This window comes from Flavobacterium sp. HJ-32-4 (assembly GCF_022532105.1).
Taxonomy (GTDB): domain Bacteria; phylum Bacteroidota; class Bacteroidia; order Flavobacteriales; family Flavobacteriaceae; genus Flavobacterium.
Window position 1 is genome coordinate 1,939,757 of record NZ_CP092832.1, and the last position, 14,467, is coordinate 1,954,223.

Consider the following 14,467-nt stretch of genomic DNA (forward strand, 5'->3'; position numbering starts at 1 on the left):
GGAGAACCCATTGCGGTACACTCCTAAATATCTACTTCCTTTCCTATATTTGCCCCAAACCAAACCACATGAGAAAACTATTCCTCTTCCTGGCGTTTGCGGGCCTTGTGTCGTGCGCCAAAAAAGAAACCCGCTACATGCTCACCTCGGGCGACTACGACGGCGCCATCAACATGGCAGCGCAGTCGTTGCGAAGCAATAAAGACGCCAAACGCAAGCAGGAATATGTCTACATGCTGGAAGAAGCATTCGCCAAGGCGAAGGAACGCGACAAGCGAAATATCGATTTGTGGTTTAAGGATGCCAATCCGCAGAACCTCGAGAAAATCTACCAGACCTACGTAAACCTGAACAGCCGCCAGGAACTCATCCGTCCGTTGTTGCCGCTGCGCCTGCAGAAAGAAGGACGGGAAGCAGCTTTCGCTTTTGAAGACTACTCCGACCAAATCGTCAGCAGCAAGAATGCGCTCGCCAAGTTCCTGTATGAAAACTCAAAGGCGCTGATTGCGACTAAAAACAAAGACAACGCACGTCGTGCTTACGATGACCTGTTGTACCTCAATGAGATTTCACCCAATTTCAAAGATGCGGCCAAATACGTTGCGATTGCCCAGAAAGCGGGTACCGACTTCGTTTACGTCTACACCAAAAACGAAAGCGATGTAATGATCCCGCGTCGCCTCGAAGACGAATTGCTCGATTTCAATACGTATGGCCTTAACGAAAAATGGACGGTCTACCACGGCCGCCGTCAATCGGATGTCAACTACGACTTTGCCATCGTGGTAGCGTTCAAACAGATCGCCGTATCGCCCGAGCAAATCAAGGAAAAAGAGTTCGCGCGCGAAAAGGAAATAAAAGTCGGCACACGCAAGAAGACCGACCGCCAGGGTAATGTATTGCTCGACAGTTTGGGCAAACCGATTTATGAAGACGTGATGAAACTGGTCAAGATACAGGTTAACGAATTCCGGCAGACGAAAGCCGCGAAGGTCGCAGCCGTCGTGGAGTATGTAAACATGAAAGATAACCAGACGATGCAGAAGTTTCCGCTGTCATCCGAGTTCGTTTTCGAAAATGTCTTTGCCCGTTTCCGCGGTGATAAGCGCGCCATCGAAAAAGAATACTGGCCGCTATTTGACGCTGCCGCCGTGCCGTTTCCACCGAATGAACAAATGGTGTACGACACCGGTGAAGACCTGAAGGCCAAACTCAAGGACATCATCGCGCGGAATCGCATCATCCGCTAAACAAGACAAACGCCGGATAGTTCCCGGCGTTTTCCTTTTTCGTATTTTTGTGCCTCATTTTTCAGTATACCACCATGTCAAAAGTAAAAGTCGGCCTCGTGCAGATGTCGTGCGTAAAAGAGCAGCAGCCTAACCTCGACAAAGCCATCCGCGAAATACGGAAAGCCGCGAAAGACGGCGCCCAGATCGTATGCCTGCAGGAACTGTTTACCTCGCTCTACTTCTGTGACGTAGAGGATTACGAGAATTTCAAACTGGCAGAATCCATCCCGGGGAAATCGACGGCAGCGCTTTCGGAAGTCGCCGCGGAACTCGGTGTGGTAATCATCGCCTCCCTTTTCGAAAAACGGGCCGAAGGCCTTTACCACAATACCACCGCGGTCATCGATGCCGATGGCACCTATCTGGGCAAATACCGCAAAATGCACATCCCCGACGATCCGGCCTTTTATGAGAAGTTCTACTTCACGCCCGGAGACCTCGGATACAAAGTATTCAAGACCAAGTTCGCTACGATTGGCATCCTGATCTGTTGGGACCAATGGTATCCGGAAGCCAGCCGAATCACCGCGTTGATGGGGGCTGAAATCCTGTTTTACCCCACCGCCATCGGCTGGGCCACCGACCAGGACGAAGAAACCAACCGCGACCAATACAACGCCTGGCAAACCATACAGCGTTCGCATGCTGTGGCCAATGGAGTTCCCGTGGTCAGCGTGAACCGCGTTGGCTTTGAACAGGAAGGACGCATGAAATTCTGGGGCGGCAGTTTCGCCACGAACGGACAGGGCAAACTCCTGTATCTCGCGTCCCACGATGAAGAAGAGACCGTTGTGGTCGACATCGACAAAAACGAATCTGATTACTTCCGTATGCACTGGCCATTCCTTCGCGACAGACGGATTGATAGTTATCAGCCGATTATGAAGCGGTTTATTGACGAGGATTAATTAGCGAATTAGCGAATGAGTCGATTAGCGAATGCAAAGCACATGCGTACAATAATTGGCACATTCGCTAATTCGCTCATTCGCTAATTTATATGACTCCCAACCAACTCGGTTTCTCCTTCCCCCCCGAATTCGCTCCGCAAACCGCGCTCTGGCTTTCATGGCCGCACAAAGAAGCGTCGTGGCCGGGTAAGATTGATACGATTTACGATCCCTATTGCGAGTTCATCCTGCAAGTAGCGGATCACCAGACGGTAAACATCAACGTCGCGGATGAAGGGATGAAAGCGTTCGCCCTCGACAAAATACGGACGTGCTCGTATGCCGCTGCCGTCGAGGTAGAGGAGTTGCTGCCACACGTCCATTTCTATTTCCATCCCACCAATGATGCCTGGTGCCGCGATCACGGACCAGCTTTCCTTATCAATACCGCCACAAAAGAAAAAGCAATTGTCGACTGGGGCTATAACGCCTGGGGAGGGAAGTATCCGCCCTTTGACCTCGACGACGTCATACCGACGAAAATCGGGGCCGCACTGGGACTGCGCGTGTTCCATCCGGGGATTGTGATGGAAGGCGGCAGCGTAGAGTTCAACGGACGCGGGACGCTCTTGACGACGACCGCCTGCCTACTCAATGAAAACCGGAATCCGCACCTGTCACAGGCAGAGATTGAGGCGTACCTCCGCGACTATTATGGTGTTACCCACATCCTTTGGCTGGGGGACGGTATTGTCGGCGACGACACCGACGGCCATATCGACGACATCACCCGATTCGTGAATGAAACGACCGTCGTGACCGTGGTGGAAGAAAATCCGGAGGATGAAAACTACCACTTGTTACAGGAAAACCTCGCGTTGTTGAAGCAGATGAAACTCGAAAACGGCGAACCGCTGCAGATAGTGGAATTGCCCATGCCATCGCCCGTCATTTGGGACGACCAACGGCTGCCAGCTTCCTACGCCAATTTCTATATTTCAAACCGAAAAGTGATCGTGCCTACCTTCCGCGATGCCAACGACGCCCGTGCACTGGCGATCCTACAAGCGTGTTTCCGAGATCGTACCGTCGTAGGTATCGATTCGACCGACTTGATTTGGGGATTGGGTTCGTTCCATTGCCTGAGCCAGCAGGAACCCGCGGTTTAAAGCGTTTCCACTGGCGTGCGCCCGAAGACAGGGTCACTGACGCGCCACCTTTTTCCGGTCCAGCACAGCAGCAGGTACATCCCGCTGTGGAACGCCATCAATAAGCCTATGGCATAAAGTGGTATGCCCAGTACCTGATACGGCCAATGGTAGGTCCATACACCCAATTTCACGGTGACGATCTCCCCAATCGTAGGGAACAGCGCCGAAACCAGCAGCGTCAGGCAAAATTTCACGCCAAACGAACGGATGCGGAAGGCCAGTATATAGGCCCGTTCAAAACTATAGAGGAACGTAAAGGCGAGTCCCCAGGCGAATGGCAACCAATATGGAAACGTACGCCCGTCAGACAGGTCGTGATACGTCCAGTGGCCGTTGGAGATGCCCCAGTGTTCGGCCATCACACCGCCGAGGGCCGACAGTATGTAACCCAGGAAATAGAGTTTCGCACCCGGCATCTTCTTTTTGCGGAGGTACACCACAATCGAATAGGCCGCGAGAAGGAAGGCCACGGTAAGGTCGTCCTGGTGCAGCACGCCAATCACCGCCCCGGCTACTGCCAGTGCCATGATCCGTTGCAACGTGAATAAAACGACCTCGTTTCGCATAAACGGGGCAAAGATAAACGTTTGCGGGTTTTAGAAATGGGCGACGACGGCCTTTGCCTCGATATTTTCGTGTGAACTGTGGTAAACGACCGCCCCATCCCGCAGCACGATTACCTGCGGCGATTGGTGCTGGACGCCCAGTGTTTCCGCAATGGCGTTCGATACGTCGCGGTATTCCAACAGGTCGAGGTAGTAGAGTGCGGCGGCCTCATCTGAACGATATTCCTGCTCAAACTGCTTCAGCGCGAACCGGCTGATGCTGCAACGTGTACTGTGCTTGAACACCACTACGGGTGCGTTGTGCGATGCCTCGATCGCTTCGGCCAATTGACCGGTTGAGGTCAGCGCCGTCCACGGAAACCCCGAAGATGCGGTACGTTCCGAGTTTCCAAAAAGGCTATTCAGTATGCCCATATGTCTCGTTATTAGCCATTTTGGCGTTTCTGGGGTAGTAAAAAAACCGAATATACGCCATTTTGGCGGAAACTGCGTTATGGAATGGGGATTGACAAGAAGGGGAGTCAGGAATTAGGAGTTAGGAGTTGGGAGCTCGGAGGAAGGTGTTAGGCTTAGTTCCAACAACCAACAACCAACAACCAACAACCCCGAACCCTGAACCCTGAACCATCAACCCTCAACTACATATGACATTCAATAACTTCACCATCAAATCACAGGAGGCCATCCAAAAGGCGCAGCAGATCGCCCAGACCTTCCAACATCCACAGATCGAAAACGAGCACCTCTTCAAAGCGGTGTTTGAAGTCGACGAGAATGTGGCACCCTTCCTGCTTAAAAAACTGAACGTAAACGTGCCGCTGTTCCGGCAAGTACTCGACAGTACGCTGCAATCCTTTCCGAAGGTAAGTGGAGGCGAACAACAGTTGTCGCGCGAGACAGCCAAAACCCTCAACGACGCTATTTCCATCGCGCAAAAGATGAACGACGAGTTCATTTCGGTCGAACACCTACTACTCGCCATCTTCAAATCGTCGTCGAAAGTGGCGCAGATACTGAAAGACCAGGGCGTCACCGAAAAAGGACTACAGGCTGCGGTCGAGGAATTGCGAAAAGGCGAACGCGTGACGTCGGCGTCCGCTGAGGAAACCTACAATGCCTTGTCGAAATACGCCCGAAATCTCAACGAACTGGCAGCCAATGGCAAGCTGGATCCGGTAATCGGCCGTGACGAAGAAATCCGTCGGGTGCTCCAGATCCTGACGCGCCGCACGAAAAACAACCCGATGCTCGTCGGCGAACCAGGCGTAGGTAAAACCGCCATCGCTGAAGGACTCGCGCACCGCATCGTAGACGGCGACGTGCCCGAAAACCTGAAAGACAAAATCATCTATTCGCTTGATATGGGGGCGTTGATCGCCGGCGCCAAATACAAAGGCGAATTTGAGGAACGCCTGAAGTCGGTCGTGAAGGAAGTCACCACCTCGGATGGCGACATCGTCCTCTTTATCGACGAGATCCATACGCTGGTGGGAGCAGGCGGGGGCGAAGGGGCCATGGATGCGGCCAACATCCTCAAACCGGCACTGGCCCGTGGGGAACTCCGTGCCATCGGCGCCACTACGCTTGACGAATACCAGAAATACTTCGAGAAAGACAAAGCGCTCGAACGCCGTTTCCAGAAAGTGATGGTCGACGAGCCCGATACCGAATCGGCGGTTTCCATCCTTCGCGGTATCAAAGAGAAATACGAAACCCACCACCAGGTGCGCATCAAAGACGAAGCTATCCTGGCCGCGGTAGAGCTGTCGCAACGCTACATCACCAATCGTTTCCTCCCCGACAAAGCCATTGACCTGATGGACGAGGCCGCGTCGAAACTCCGTATGGAGATCAATTCCAAACCGGAAGAACTCGACGTACTCGACCGCAAAGTCATGCAACTCGAGATTGAAATCGAGGCCATCAAACGGGAGAACGACGATGTAAAATTGAAATCACTCGGACTCGAACTCGCGAACCTCAAAGAAGAGCGAAACGAGATTTTCGCCAAATGGAAAAGCGAAAAAGACCTGGTGGACAGCGTGCAGACCACCAAGGCCGAAATCGAGAATTTCAAGGTAGAAGCCGAAAAGGCCGAGCGCGAGGGCGATTATGGTAAAGTAGCCGAACTTCGCTACGGCAAGATCAAGGAAGCCCAGGCCAAATTGGAAGGCTTGCAGAAGCAACTGGCTGAAAACGAAGGGAAAGCCCTCATCAAAGAAGAAGTGACCCGCGAAGATATCGCCGAAGTTGTAGCGAAATGGACGGGAATTCCGGTCACCAAAATGCTACAGGGCGAACGCGAGAAGCTCCTGAAGCTCGAAGAGGAACTCCATAAACGCGTTGTCGGCCAGGAAGAAGCCATCTCCGCCGTGTCTGATGCCGTACGCCGTAGCCGGGCCGGTTTGCAGGATGCGAAGAAGCCCATCGGGACCTTCCTTTTCCTGGGTTCGACCGGTATTGGTAAGACCGAATTGGCGAAAGCACTGGCTTCGTACCTTTTTGACGATGAGAATGCGATGACCCGTATCGATATGAGCGAATACCAGGAGCGACATGCGGTCAGCCGCCTTGTGGGCGCGCCTCCGGGGTATGTCGGATACGATGAAGGGGGGCAACTTACCGAAGCCGTCCGCCGCAAACCCTACAGTGTAGTGCTGTTAGACGAAATCGAGAAAGCCCACCCCGATACGTTCAACATCCTGTTACAGGTATTGGATGAAGGCCGCCTTACGGACAGCAAGGGTCGTCTGGCGGATTTCCGTAACACCATCATCATCATGACATCGAATATGGGCGCTGAGGTAATACAGGAAAAATTCGAGAACCTGCGCGGTGGCATCGAAGCAGCGACCGAAGCGGCCAAAACCGAAGTGCTGGCGTTGTTGAAGCAAACGGTGCGTCCGGAGTTTCTCAACCGAATCGACGACATCGTGATGTTTACGCCGCTTTCGCAGGAGGACATCCGTGAAATCGTCGCGCTCAACCTCAAAGGCATCACCCGGATGCTCGCCCAGCAGAACATCACGCTCGACGCCACGCCCGAAGCCATCGATTACCTGGCCCAAAAAGGATTCGACCCGCACTTTGGGGCACGGCCTGTGAAACGCGTCATCCAGAAAGAAGTGCTGAACGAGTTGTCAAAGGAGATACTCGGAGGTACGATTACGACGGACGCGATTATCCTATTGGATAGTTTTGATGGGAAGTTGGTGTTTCGTAACTCTCTGGTCGCATAAGTCGAAGCGCATCCGCTACCCATATTGTACAATAGATTGTCTGATCGGCTTAGGAAGCGTTAATTAACAAAATAGGCGGTTTTTCCGTAAAGGCATGTCCGCGGGAAAATGTATCTTGGTCTTAGGGGAGGGGCGGATGCGTCCCTTACCGAAAAATCGCGATATCCGATTACGGGAAAACGGCATCTTTTGTTAAAATTACAGTCTGGTCAAAACGGAGTGGGGTTTGGTAGCACGCTTCAGTTATAAAGAACCCAAAGCCCGAGCGGAAAGCTTGGGCTTTTTTGTGTAGACTCCTGCCTTTTTTGTGTTTGGTGGAAGTAGGGCCATCCCAAAACCCGTATTTTTGCCGCTCAGAAACCGTCCCAAACGATATGCAGACCGGCAACCCCGTTCCGTTTCCTGAAAAAGGCTTCCTGGCCAAGAATCCGGCGCTGCGCATTGCCGAGTTTCGCTACTACCTCTCGATGCGGGTCGGTATCATCTTCGCCCTCAACCTGCAGTCGACGACCTTATATTACTGGGTCTACGAACTTACCCACGACAAGCTCGCCCTTGGTTACGTCGGCCTCGCGGAAGTCATCCCGGCAATTGCCTGTTCCTTTTTTTCCGGTCACTTCGTCGACCTGAACGAAAAGCGCAAAATGGTGATGCTGTGCCTGGTGGGGTACATCCTCTCCGCCTTTGCCCTCGCGGCCCTGGCCTTACCGGATGTCGAGGGGTCGATGTCGTCTTTCATGACGGTTCAGCTGGTTTATTTACTGGTGTTCATCGGCGGTGTGATTCGCTCGTTCTACGGTCCGTCTATGTTCTCGCTATCCGGCCTGTTGGTGCCGCGCACGCTTTACCCCAATGCGACAAGCTGGAGCAGCATGGCGTGGCAGGTAGGCGCCGTCGCAGGTCCGTTGGTAGCCGGTTTCCTCATCGCATTGACCAGTGTTAAAACGGCGCTGTTCGGAGCCGCCGCCATCTTACTGGTGATGTTGGTGGTACCGCTTTTTTTCATCAGTCCCAAACCCATCCATAAAAAAGAAAAAGAACCCATCCTGAAAAGTGTGACGGAAGGACTCCGTTTCGTCTGGCGTACGCCTGCACTCCTCGGCGCGCAGGCACTCGACATGTTCTCGGTGCTGTTCGGAGGGGCGGTAGCGTTACTGCCCGTCTACCAAAAGGAAATCCTGTTTGTAGATGAAATGGGCTTCGGGATGCTCCGTGCCGCGCCCGGCATAGGGGCGTTGGTGACGATGGCGTTGCTGGCGTTCATCCCACTTAAAACCCATCCGGGAAAGAAACTGTTGGGCTGCGTGGCCGGATTCGCCCTTTCCATCATCGTTTTTGGCATCTCACGGAACTTCTATCTCTCGTTTTTCATGCTGCTCTTTTCGGGCATGTTCGATGCCGTAAGCGTCGTCATCCGCAGCACCATCCTGCAACTCGTGACGCCCGATCACATGCGGGGCCGGGTGGCATCGGTCAATACCATGTTCGTCAGTTCCTCTAACGAACTCGGCGATTTCGAAAGCGGGGTAATGGCGCATTGGCTGGGCACGGTGCGCGCTGTCGTGACGGGTGGTTGCCTGACCCTGGGAATCGTGGCGTTTACGTTCTTTCGCGCCCCGGCGTTGCGGAACTTCACCTTTTCGACCAAATCCGACGACGAGAAAGAGGGGTAAGAGGGATGGGATACGTCGTCTCAGGTTCCATTTTGAGGATTTTTCATCCAGCGACCCCTAAACCCTTCCTTTTTTACATTTTTTTCATCCGTAACCGTAAAACGACACGTCCGGAACGTAACGTTTTAACGTTTTCGCCCCCTTCCTTCCTTGCCCGTAACTTTCGTAACTTAGCGCGGCATGCAACGATCCGTTACCACCTACACCGTTCCCGATGGGGCGGCCTTTCGCCAGAAGTTACTGCAATGGGCGCAGGCACACCGCGAAGTTGTTTTTCTGGAGAGCAACCGCTACCCGTCGCGCTTTGTCGAATGGGAGGCCGTGTTGGCCGTTGACGCGCTGACGCAGATTTGTACGGATAGTACAGGCGCCTTCGATGCCTTGTCGGAGTATCGGAAAACGACGTCAGACTGGCTGTTCGGCTATCTGTCGTATGACCTGAAAAACGACACCGAGGCATTGGTATCGGAGCATCCGGATGGTTTGGGCTTCCCCGACCTGTTTTTCTTCCAGCCCAAAAAATTGTTTTTCCTGTCCGGAACCAACGTCGCCCTACACTACCTGCCGTTGTGTGATGACGAAATGGAGGACGATTTCCAGCATATATTGGCTACGGAGGTAGTCGATGTACCGCCGCCTTCACTTCCGGCTATCGCGCAACGTGTGCCGCGCGAGGCGTATTTGTCGAAGATACAGGGGTTGCAGGAACACATCCACCGTGGAGACATTTATGAAGTCAATTTCTGTATGGAGTTTTATGCGGAAGATGCCACGCTCGATCCGCCGTCGGTCTACCAACGGCTCAACGCGGTTTCAGCTCCTCCGTTTGCGGCTTTCCTGAAACGCCACCGCGACTTCCTGATGTCGGCCTCACCCGAGCGCTACCTGGCTAAAAAGGGAACCCGCGTCTTTTCGCAACCGATAAAAGGCACGGCGCCACGCGGAGGGGATTCCCTTACCGACGAACGCAACCGTACCGCCCTGTCGGAAAGCGCGAAAGACCGGGCCGAAAATATCATGATCGTCGACCTGGTACGCAACGACCTCTCGCGTACTGCTACCCGTGGCAGTGTGGAGGTAGAGGAACTGTGCGGCATCCATACCTTTCCGCAGGTGCACCAGATGATTTCTACGGTGGTATCGGAAGTGACGCCCGAAACCGATCCGGTTGATATACTGCGGACGACCTTTCCGATGGGCAGTATGACCGGCGCCCCGAAAATCAGTGCGATGCAGTTGATTGAACTCTTTGAGGAAAGCAAACGCGGACTCTACTCGGGTGCCTTGGGCTATTTCACGCCAACGGGTGATTTCGACTTTTCGGTCGTCATCCGCAGTATCCTTTACCAGGCCGAACGGAAGTATGTCTCGTTTTCCGCCGGTAGCGCCATTACGGCTCTTTCCGATCCGGAAGCCGAGTATGAGGAGTGCCTCTTGAAGTCGGCGGCGATGAAGCGGGTGCTGATGACGCAATAATCAGTAGGAGAGAAGGTTGTGGGCGCGAAATGTTATTTTCGTCCCAAAACTACCATCAAACGCCCAAAAAATCTATTTTTGCAGCGCATCCAATCCTTGAAAGATGATTTTACCCATTGTAGGTTACGGCGACCCGGTGCTGCGCAAAGTGTGCGAGCCGATTACCCGCGACTATCCTGAATTGCAGCAACGCATCGCCGACATGTTCGAAACGATGTATAATGCATACGGGGTGGGATTGGCAGCCCCTCAGGTGGGACTCCCGATTCGCTTGTTCGTGATCGATACCGAACCGTTCAGCGACGACGAAGACCTGAGTGCTGACGAACAGGCACAGTTGAGGAACTTCCGCAAGGTGTTCATCAATGCCAGGATGCTGAAGGAAGAAGGCGAGGAGTGGCCCTTTAACGAAGGATGCCTCAGTATTCCGGAAGTGCGTGAAGACGTCTACCGCCATGAGCGCATCACGATCGAATACCAGGACGAAAACTTCGTGACCCACACGGATGTATTCGACGGACTGGCCGCGCGTGTGATCCAGCACGAGTATGACCACATCGAAGGCATCCTGTTCACCGACCACCTGTCGACCCTAAAAAAACAACTCATCAAGAGACGCCTTTCGAACATCATGGAAGGCAAAGCGCGTCCGGACTACAAAATGCGCTTCGCCGCCCCTAAGAAAGGCAGGTAACCTCCTTTTTACATATGAATTTAGAAAAAGTATTAGCCATTTCCGGAAAGCCCGGATTGTTCGTCCTGAAAGTACAAACCCGCACCGGTTTCGTGGCCGAGTCGCTGTTAGACGGCAAGAAAGTGACCGTCGGCCTGCGTTCGAACGTGAGTCTGTTGTCGGAAATCTCGATCTACACCGACACTGAAGAAAAACCGCTGACCGAGGTCATGCGCGCCATCGCGGTAAAAGAAAACGAAGGTCCCGCCCTCTCGCACAAAGAAGACAACGCCAAACTTGAGGCCTATTTTTCCGAAGTCCTTCCGGATTACGACCGCGACCGGGTGTATACCTCTGATATCAAAAAAGTACTGAACTGGTACAACCTCCTGCAGGCAAACGGACTCGTTTCGAAAGAAGCACCCGAAGCCGGCGTGGAAACCGATGCAGCCGCAGCGGAGTAGTTCATAACTTTTCCAAAAACAACACATCCCGTGAGTCGTTAAGGCTGACGGGATTTTTTATTTTTGGGGAAGGAGCGAGGAGCAAGTATCAAGTATCAGGTATCAGGTATCAGGTATCAGGTATCAAGGAGCAAGGAGGAAAGAGGAAAGAGGAAAGAGGAAAGAGGAAAGAGGAAAGAGCCAAGAACCAAGAACCAAGAACCAAGAACCAAGAACTACGAACTACGAACCAAGAACTTCTAATCCTCCTTCTCAGAAAAAGAATACATATCAAGCTTACCCGAATCCCAACCCAAAACCCAACACCCAACACCCAAAACCCAAAACCTCCTTCTATGTCCCGACCCGCCCAACTCGCCGCTTTTGAACGTTTGCTCAACATCATGGACGACCTGCGCGCGCAGTGTCCGTGGGACAAAAAGCAAACCCTGCAGTCGCTTCGCCACCTGACCATCGAGGAGACGTATGAGTTAGGCGATGCCATCCTCGACAGCGACCTGCAGGAGGTGAAGAAAGAACTGGGCGATTTGCTGCTCCACATTGTCTTTTACGCCAAGATTGGAAGCGAGACCGGTGATTTCGACATTGCCGATGTGTGCCATGAGATTTGTGAGAAACTCATCCACCGCCACCCGCATATCTATGGGGATGTGACCGTGGCGGACGAAGAGGAAGTCAAGCAAAATTGGGAGAAACTGAAATTGAAGGAAGGCAAGAAATCGGTGTTGGAAGGCGTGCCCCGCAGCCTGCCGGCGATGGTGAAGGCCAGCCGCATACAGGATAAAGTGAAAGGCGTCGGCTTCGACTGGGAACAACCCGAGCAGGTCTGGGAAAAAGTGCAGGAGGAACTGGGCGAGCTACAGCACGAAGTCGCAACGGCCGACCACGACCGCATCGAATCGGAGTTTGGCGATGTATTGTTCTCGATGATCAACTACGCCCGTTTCCTCAACGTCAACCCCGAAGACGCCCTCGAACGCACCAATAAAAAGTTCATCAAACGCTTCCAACACCTCGAAAAACGCGCCGCCGAAACCGGTAAAAAACTGGCCGATATGACGTTGGCGGAAATGGATGTGTTTTGGGAGGAAGCGAAGAAGCTGTGAGTAGCGGAGGCAATTTGCGAATGAGCCAATTAGCGAATTAGCGAATGTGGAATTAGATAATGAGAAAATTAGATAATGGGGTAGGAGCGTGGTAGTAAGGGGGATCAAGAATCATCGTATGCGCTAATGGGACAGGGGCAAAACCGAGTTTACCATATTAGTGTTGGGTAAGGGAAAAGCCGACGCTTAGAGCTAGATCGCCATCCAGGGAAACGAAACAGTTATCTCCTAGCTTAAAGAAACAGACCAGCCGCGCGTTGAAGAGACTTTTTAGTCTCAATTGAGAAACGGAAGACATTACATACAAAAATGGCGTCTTGCCATGCTGGCTCGACCGAACGGAACAGCCTTTCTTACATCGTGTGCCTGCCGTTCCTCCCGGTAATAAGCCGGCTCATTGGGTGCGTTTCGTCCGCTAAGGAAGTGGCGGCTCCACTTGACAGCCGTTGGAACAAATTCCTTTTTACCCCTCTTGAAAGCAATGACGGTTTTCTCCTCTTCCGTCGCCATTCGGATTTGGAAATTACGATTTTTGGAAGGATGAAACACCTTCAGGAGTTGGTCCACAAAAGCCTGTTTGATCGTGTCATTTGTGGTTGCAATCTGGAAGAAGGAAAAATGATCCTCCGGAAGGTCAGACAAATTAAAAATGTGATCATTGTGTTTCACAAAGTCAAAAAAATAGGCAGTGTCAACGCTGATCAGGTTCTCGGGCGTAAGGAACAGGTAGTTAGGATATTTATTGGCGGGAAACCCTGAGTCTCCACAACCAGACGTTTCCCGTTCGATTTCCGTTTGGTACAGGAAAACACGGTCTCGATCCAAAACAACGACGGTGTTGGAATACCACTTCAGGGATTCCGGTGTTTTTAGGCGTACTATCCGCGGTTCCTTCTTTTGCCTTTCGGCAAACAATGAGTCCTGTTTTGACACAATATAGTCAGTCGATTCACCGCGTTTACAACCCATACTGACCAAAATCAGAAAAAATACTACGTTCCTCATTTTTAGATGGATTCGTTTCATTGGGATAGGGTTGTAACCACGTTTCATTTTATCGTTTTTCCTTCCTGATTATTTCCATCTTTTTCTGTTCCCCCGTTCCCGCTTCCATCCCAAAAATAGCCCATTACCCAATTGCCTCATTCGCTAGTCCCACATTATCTAATTATCTCATTTCCTCATTATCTCATTTTCTAATTCGCTAATTATCTAATTGCCCTCATTTTCTCATTATCTAATTCGTATATTGTACTTATATTTGTACAAAATATACAACAATGTTCGTCGCCAATATCTCCGAATTCAGAAAAGACATCAAATCCTACCTTGATCGTGTTGCAAAGAATTTTGAAACCCTGATCATCAACAGGGGTAAGGATTCCGGTATCGTTGTCATGTCGCTTGAAGAGTATAATTCCCTCATGGCCACCAGTTATGAGTTGTCTTCCCGTGCGAACGAAAAAAGACTGGATTCGGCAATCGAGAAGCTGCGCAACGGGAAGGCATTCGATAAAGACCTGATTGAAGACTAATGCGGTACGTTTTTGTAGACGAATCTTGGGAAGACTACCTTTATTGGCAAAAAATCGATAAAAAGAAGGTAAAGCGAATCAACGACCTACTGAAGGATATTGCGCGGTCGCCTTTCGAAGGAATCGGAAAACCGGAACCCCTAAAACACAAATACTCCGGATTCTGGTCGAGGCGGATCGATGAAGAGCACCGATTGATCTATCGCTACCAGGACGATGAAATCCAAATCGTCAAATGCAGGCATCATTACGATTAGTGTTTCTTCGCCACTGATCTGCCCCCATTATCTAATTATCTCATTTTCTCATGATCTAATTCCCATTCGCTAATTCGCTAATTTC

General features: G+C 51.8%; 14 protein-coding genes. 11 read left to right on the forward strand and 3 right to left on the reverse strand.

What is annotated here, in order from left to right; translation table 11 throughout:
* Positions 1-68 precede the first annotated feature (68 nt).
* From MKO97_RS08010 to MKO97_RS08020, 3 genes are all read left to right on the forward strand, one after another.
* The gene (locus MKO97_RS08010) at positions 69-1,250 is read left to right on the forward strand and encodes a hypothetical protein (protein WP_241102689.1); all 1,182 of its coding nucleotides are present in this window, start codon (positions 69-71) and stop codon (positions 1,248-1,250) included.
* A 74-nt stretch (positions 1,251-1,324) separates the two neighbouring features.
* Positions 1,325-2,200 (forward strand): carbon-nitrogen hydrolase, encoded by an 876-nt coding sequence (locus tag MKO97_RS08015; RefSeq protein ID WP_241102690.1) that lies wholly within the window; start codon positions 1,325-1,327, stop codon positions 2,198-2,200.
* A 92-nt stretch (positions 2,201-2,292) separates the two neighbouring features.
* Complete coding sequence (locus MKO97_RS08020) at positions 2,293-3,351, forward strand: agmatine/peptidylarginine deiminase (protein WP_241102691.1); 1,059 nt, start codon at positions 2,293-2,295, stop codon at positions 3,349-3,351.
* On the opposite strand, the gene MKO97_RS08025 is transcribed toward MKO97_RS08020, so the two are convergent.
* Both MKO97_RS08025 and ytxJ read right to left on the reverse strand, forming a co-directional pair.
* A complete protein-coding gene (locus MKO97_RS08025; protein ID WP_241102692.1) occupies positions 3,348-3,959 on the reverse strand; it encodes a hypothetical protein in 612 nt (203 codons plus the stop codon). The genes MKO97_RS08020 and MKO97_RS08025 overlap by 4 nt on opposite strands.
* A gap of 30 nt (positions 3,960-3,989) precedes the next feature.
* Entirely contained in the window at positions 3,990-4,373 is a 384-nt protein-coding gene (gene ytxJ, locus MKO97_RS08030) for a bacillithiol system redox-active protein YtxJ (RefSeq protein WP_241102693.1), read from the reverse strand.
* Positions 4,374-4,603: 230 nt separating this feature from the next.
* On the opposite strand from ytxJ, the gene clpB reads away from it, so the two are divergent.
* From clpB to mazG, 6 genes are all read left to right on the forward strand, one after another.
* Positions 4,604-7,198: an ATP-dependent chaperone ClpB gene (gene clpB / locus MKO97_RS08035; protein ID WP_241102694.1), complete on the forward strand. Its 2,595-nt coding sequence runs from the start codon at positions 4,604-4,606 to the stop codon at positions 7,196-7,198.
* Between the two features lie 374 nt (positions 7,199-7,572).
* On the forward strand, positions 7,573-8,871 hold the full coding sequence (locus MKO97_RS08040) for an MFS transporter (RefSeq protein WP_241102695.1): 1,299 nt from the start codon (positions 7,573-7,575) through the stop codon (positions 8,869-8,871).
* Between the two features lie 180 nt (positions 8,872-9,051).
* Entirely contained in the window at positions 9,052-10,347 is a 1,296-nt protein-coding gene (locus MKO97_RS08045; RefSeq protein WP_241102696.1) for an anthranilate synthase component I family protein, read from the forward strand.
* 103 nt (positions 10,348-10,450) lie between these two features.
* Positions 10,451-11,041 (forward strand): peptide deformylase, encoded by a 591-nt coding sequence (gene def / locus MKO97_RS08050; protein WP_241102697.1) that lies wholly within the window; start codon positions 10,451-10,453, stop codon positions 11,039-11,041.
* Between the two features lie 14 nt (positions 11,042-11,055).
* Positions 11,056-11,484, forward strand: a complete 429-nt coding sequence (locus MKO97_RS08055; RefSeq protein WP_241102698.1) for a DUF5606 domain-containing protein — start codon at positions 11,056-11,058, stop codon at positions 11,482-11,484.
* Between the two features lie 335 nt (positions 11,485-11,819).
* Positions 11,820-12,590 (forward strand): nucleoside triphosphate pyrophosphohydrolase, encoded by a 771-nt coding sequence (gene mazG / locus MKO97_RS08060; RefSeq protein ID WP_241102699.1) that lies wholly within the window; start codon positions 11,820-11,822, stop codon positions 12,588-12,590.
* Positions 12,591-12,887: 297 nt separating this feature from the next.
* On the opposite strand, the gene MKO97_RS08065 is transcribed toward mazG, so the two are convergent.
* The gene (locus MKO97_RS08065) at positions 12,888-13,415 is read right to left on the reverse strand and encodes a hypothetical protein (protein ID WP_241102700.1); all 528 of its coding nucleotides are present in this window, start codon (positions 13,413-13,415) and stop codon (positions 12,888-12,890) included.
* 455 nt (positions 13,416-13,870) lie between these two features.
* Between MKO97_RS08065 and MKO97_RS08070 the strand changes: the two genes are divergently transcribed.
* Positions 13,871-14,125: a type II toxin-antitoxin system Phd/YefM family antitoxin gene (locus tag MKO97_RS08070; RefSeq protein ID WP_241102701.1), complete on the forward strand. Its 255-nt coding sequence runs from the start codon at positions 13,871-13,873 to the stop codon at positions 14,123-14,125.
* The gene (locus MKO97_RS08075; RefSeq protein ID WP_241102702.1) at positions 14,125-14,382 is read left to right on the forward strand and encodes a Txe/YoeB family addiction module toxin; all 258 of its coding nucleotides are present in this window, start codon (positions 14,125-14,127) and stop codon (positions 14,380-14,382) included. Before MKO97_RS08070 ends, MKO97_RS08075 begins: the two co-directional genes overlap by 1 nt.
* Positions 14,383-14,467: the final 85 nt, after the last annotated feature.

Coding starts and splice junctions, on each gene's coding strand:
- MKO97_RS08025 (WP_241102692.1), bottom strand. CDS start 3,959: ATGCGAAACGAGGTCGTTTTATTCACGTTGCAACGGATCATGGCACTG.
- ytxJ (WP_241102693.1), bottom strand. CDS start 4,373: ATGGGCATACTGAATAGCCTTTTTGGAAACTCGGAACGTACCGCATCT.
- MKO97_RS08020 (WP_241102691.1), top strand. CDS start 2,293: ATGACTCCCAACCAACTCGGTTTCTCCTTCCCCCCCGAATTCGCTCCG.
- MKO97_RS08045 (WP_241102696.1), top strand. CDS start 9,052: ATGCAACGATCCGTTACCACCTACACCGTTCCCGATGGGGCGGCCTTT.
- MKO97_RS08015 (WP_241102690.1), top strand. CDS start 1,325: ATGTCAAAAGTAAAAGTCGGCCTCGTGCAGATGTCGTGCGTAAAAGAG.
- MKO97_RS08010 (WP_241102689.1), top strand. CDS start 69: ATGAGAAAACTATTCCTCTTCCTGGCGTTTGCGGGCCTTGTGTCGTGC.
- mazG (WP_241102699.1), top strand. CDS start 11,820: ATGTCCCGACCCGCCCAACTCGCCGCTTTTGAACGTTTGCTCAACATC.
- MKO97_RS08075 (WP_241102702.1), top strand. CDS start 14,125: ATGCGGTACGTTTTTGTAGACGAATCTTGGGAAGACTACCTTTATTGG.
- MKO97_RS08055 (WP_241102698.1), top strand. CDS start 11,056: ATGAATTTAGAAAAAGTATTAGCCATTTCCGGAAAGCCCGGATTGTTC.
- def (WP_241102697.1), top strand. CDS start 10,451: ATGATTTTACCCATTGTAGGTTACGGCGACCCGGTGCTGCGCAAAGTG.
- clpB (WP_241102694.1), top strand. CDS start 4,604: ATGACATTCAATAACTTCACCATCAAATCACAGGAGGCCATCCAAAAG.
- MKO97_RS08070 (WP_241102701.1), top strand. CDS start 13,871: ATGTTCGTCGCCAATATCTCCGAATTCAGAAAAGACATCAAATCCTAC.
- MKO97_RS08040 (WP_241102695.1), top strand. CDS start 7,573: ATGCAGACCGGCAACCCCGTTCCGTTTCCTGAAAAAGGCTTCCTGGCC.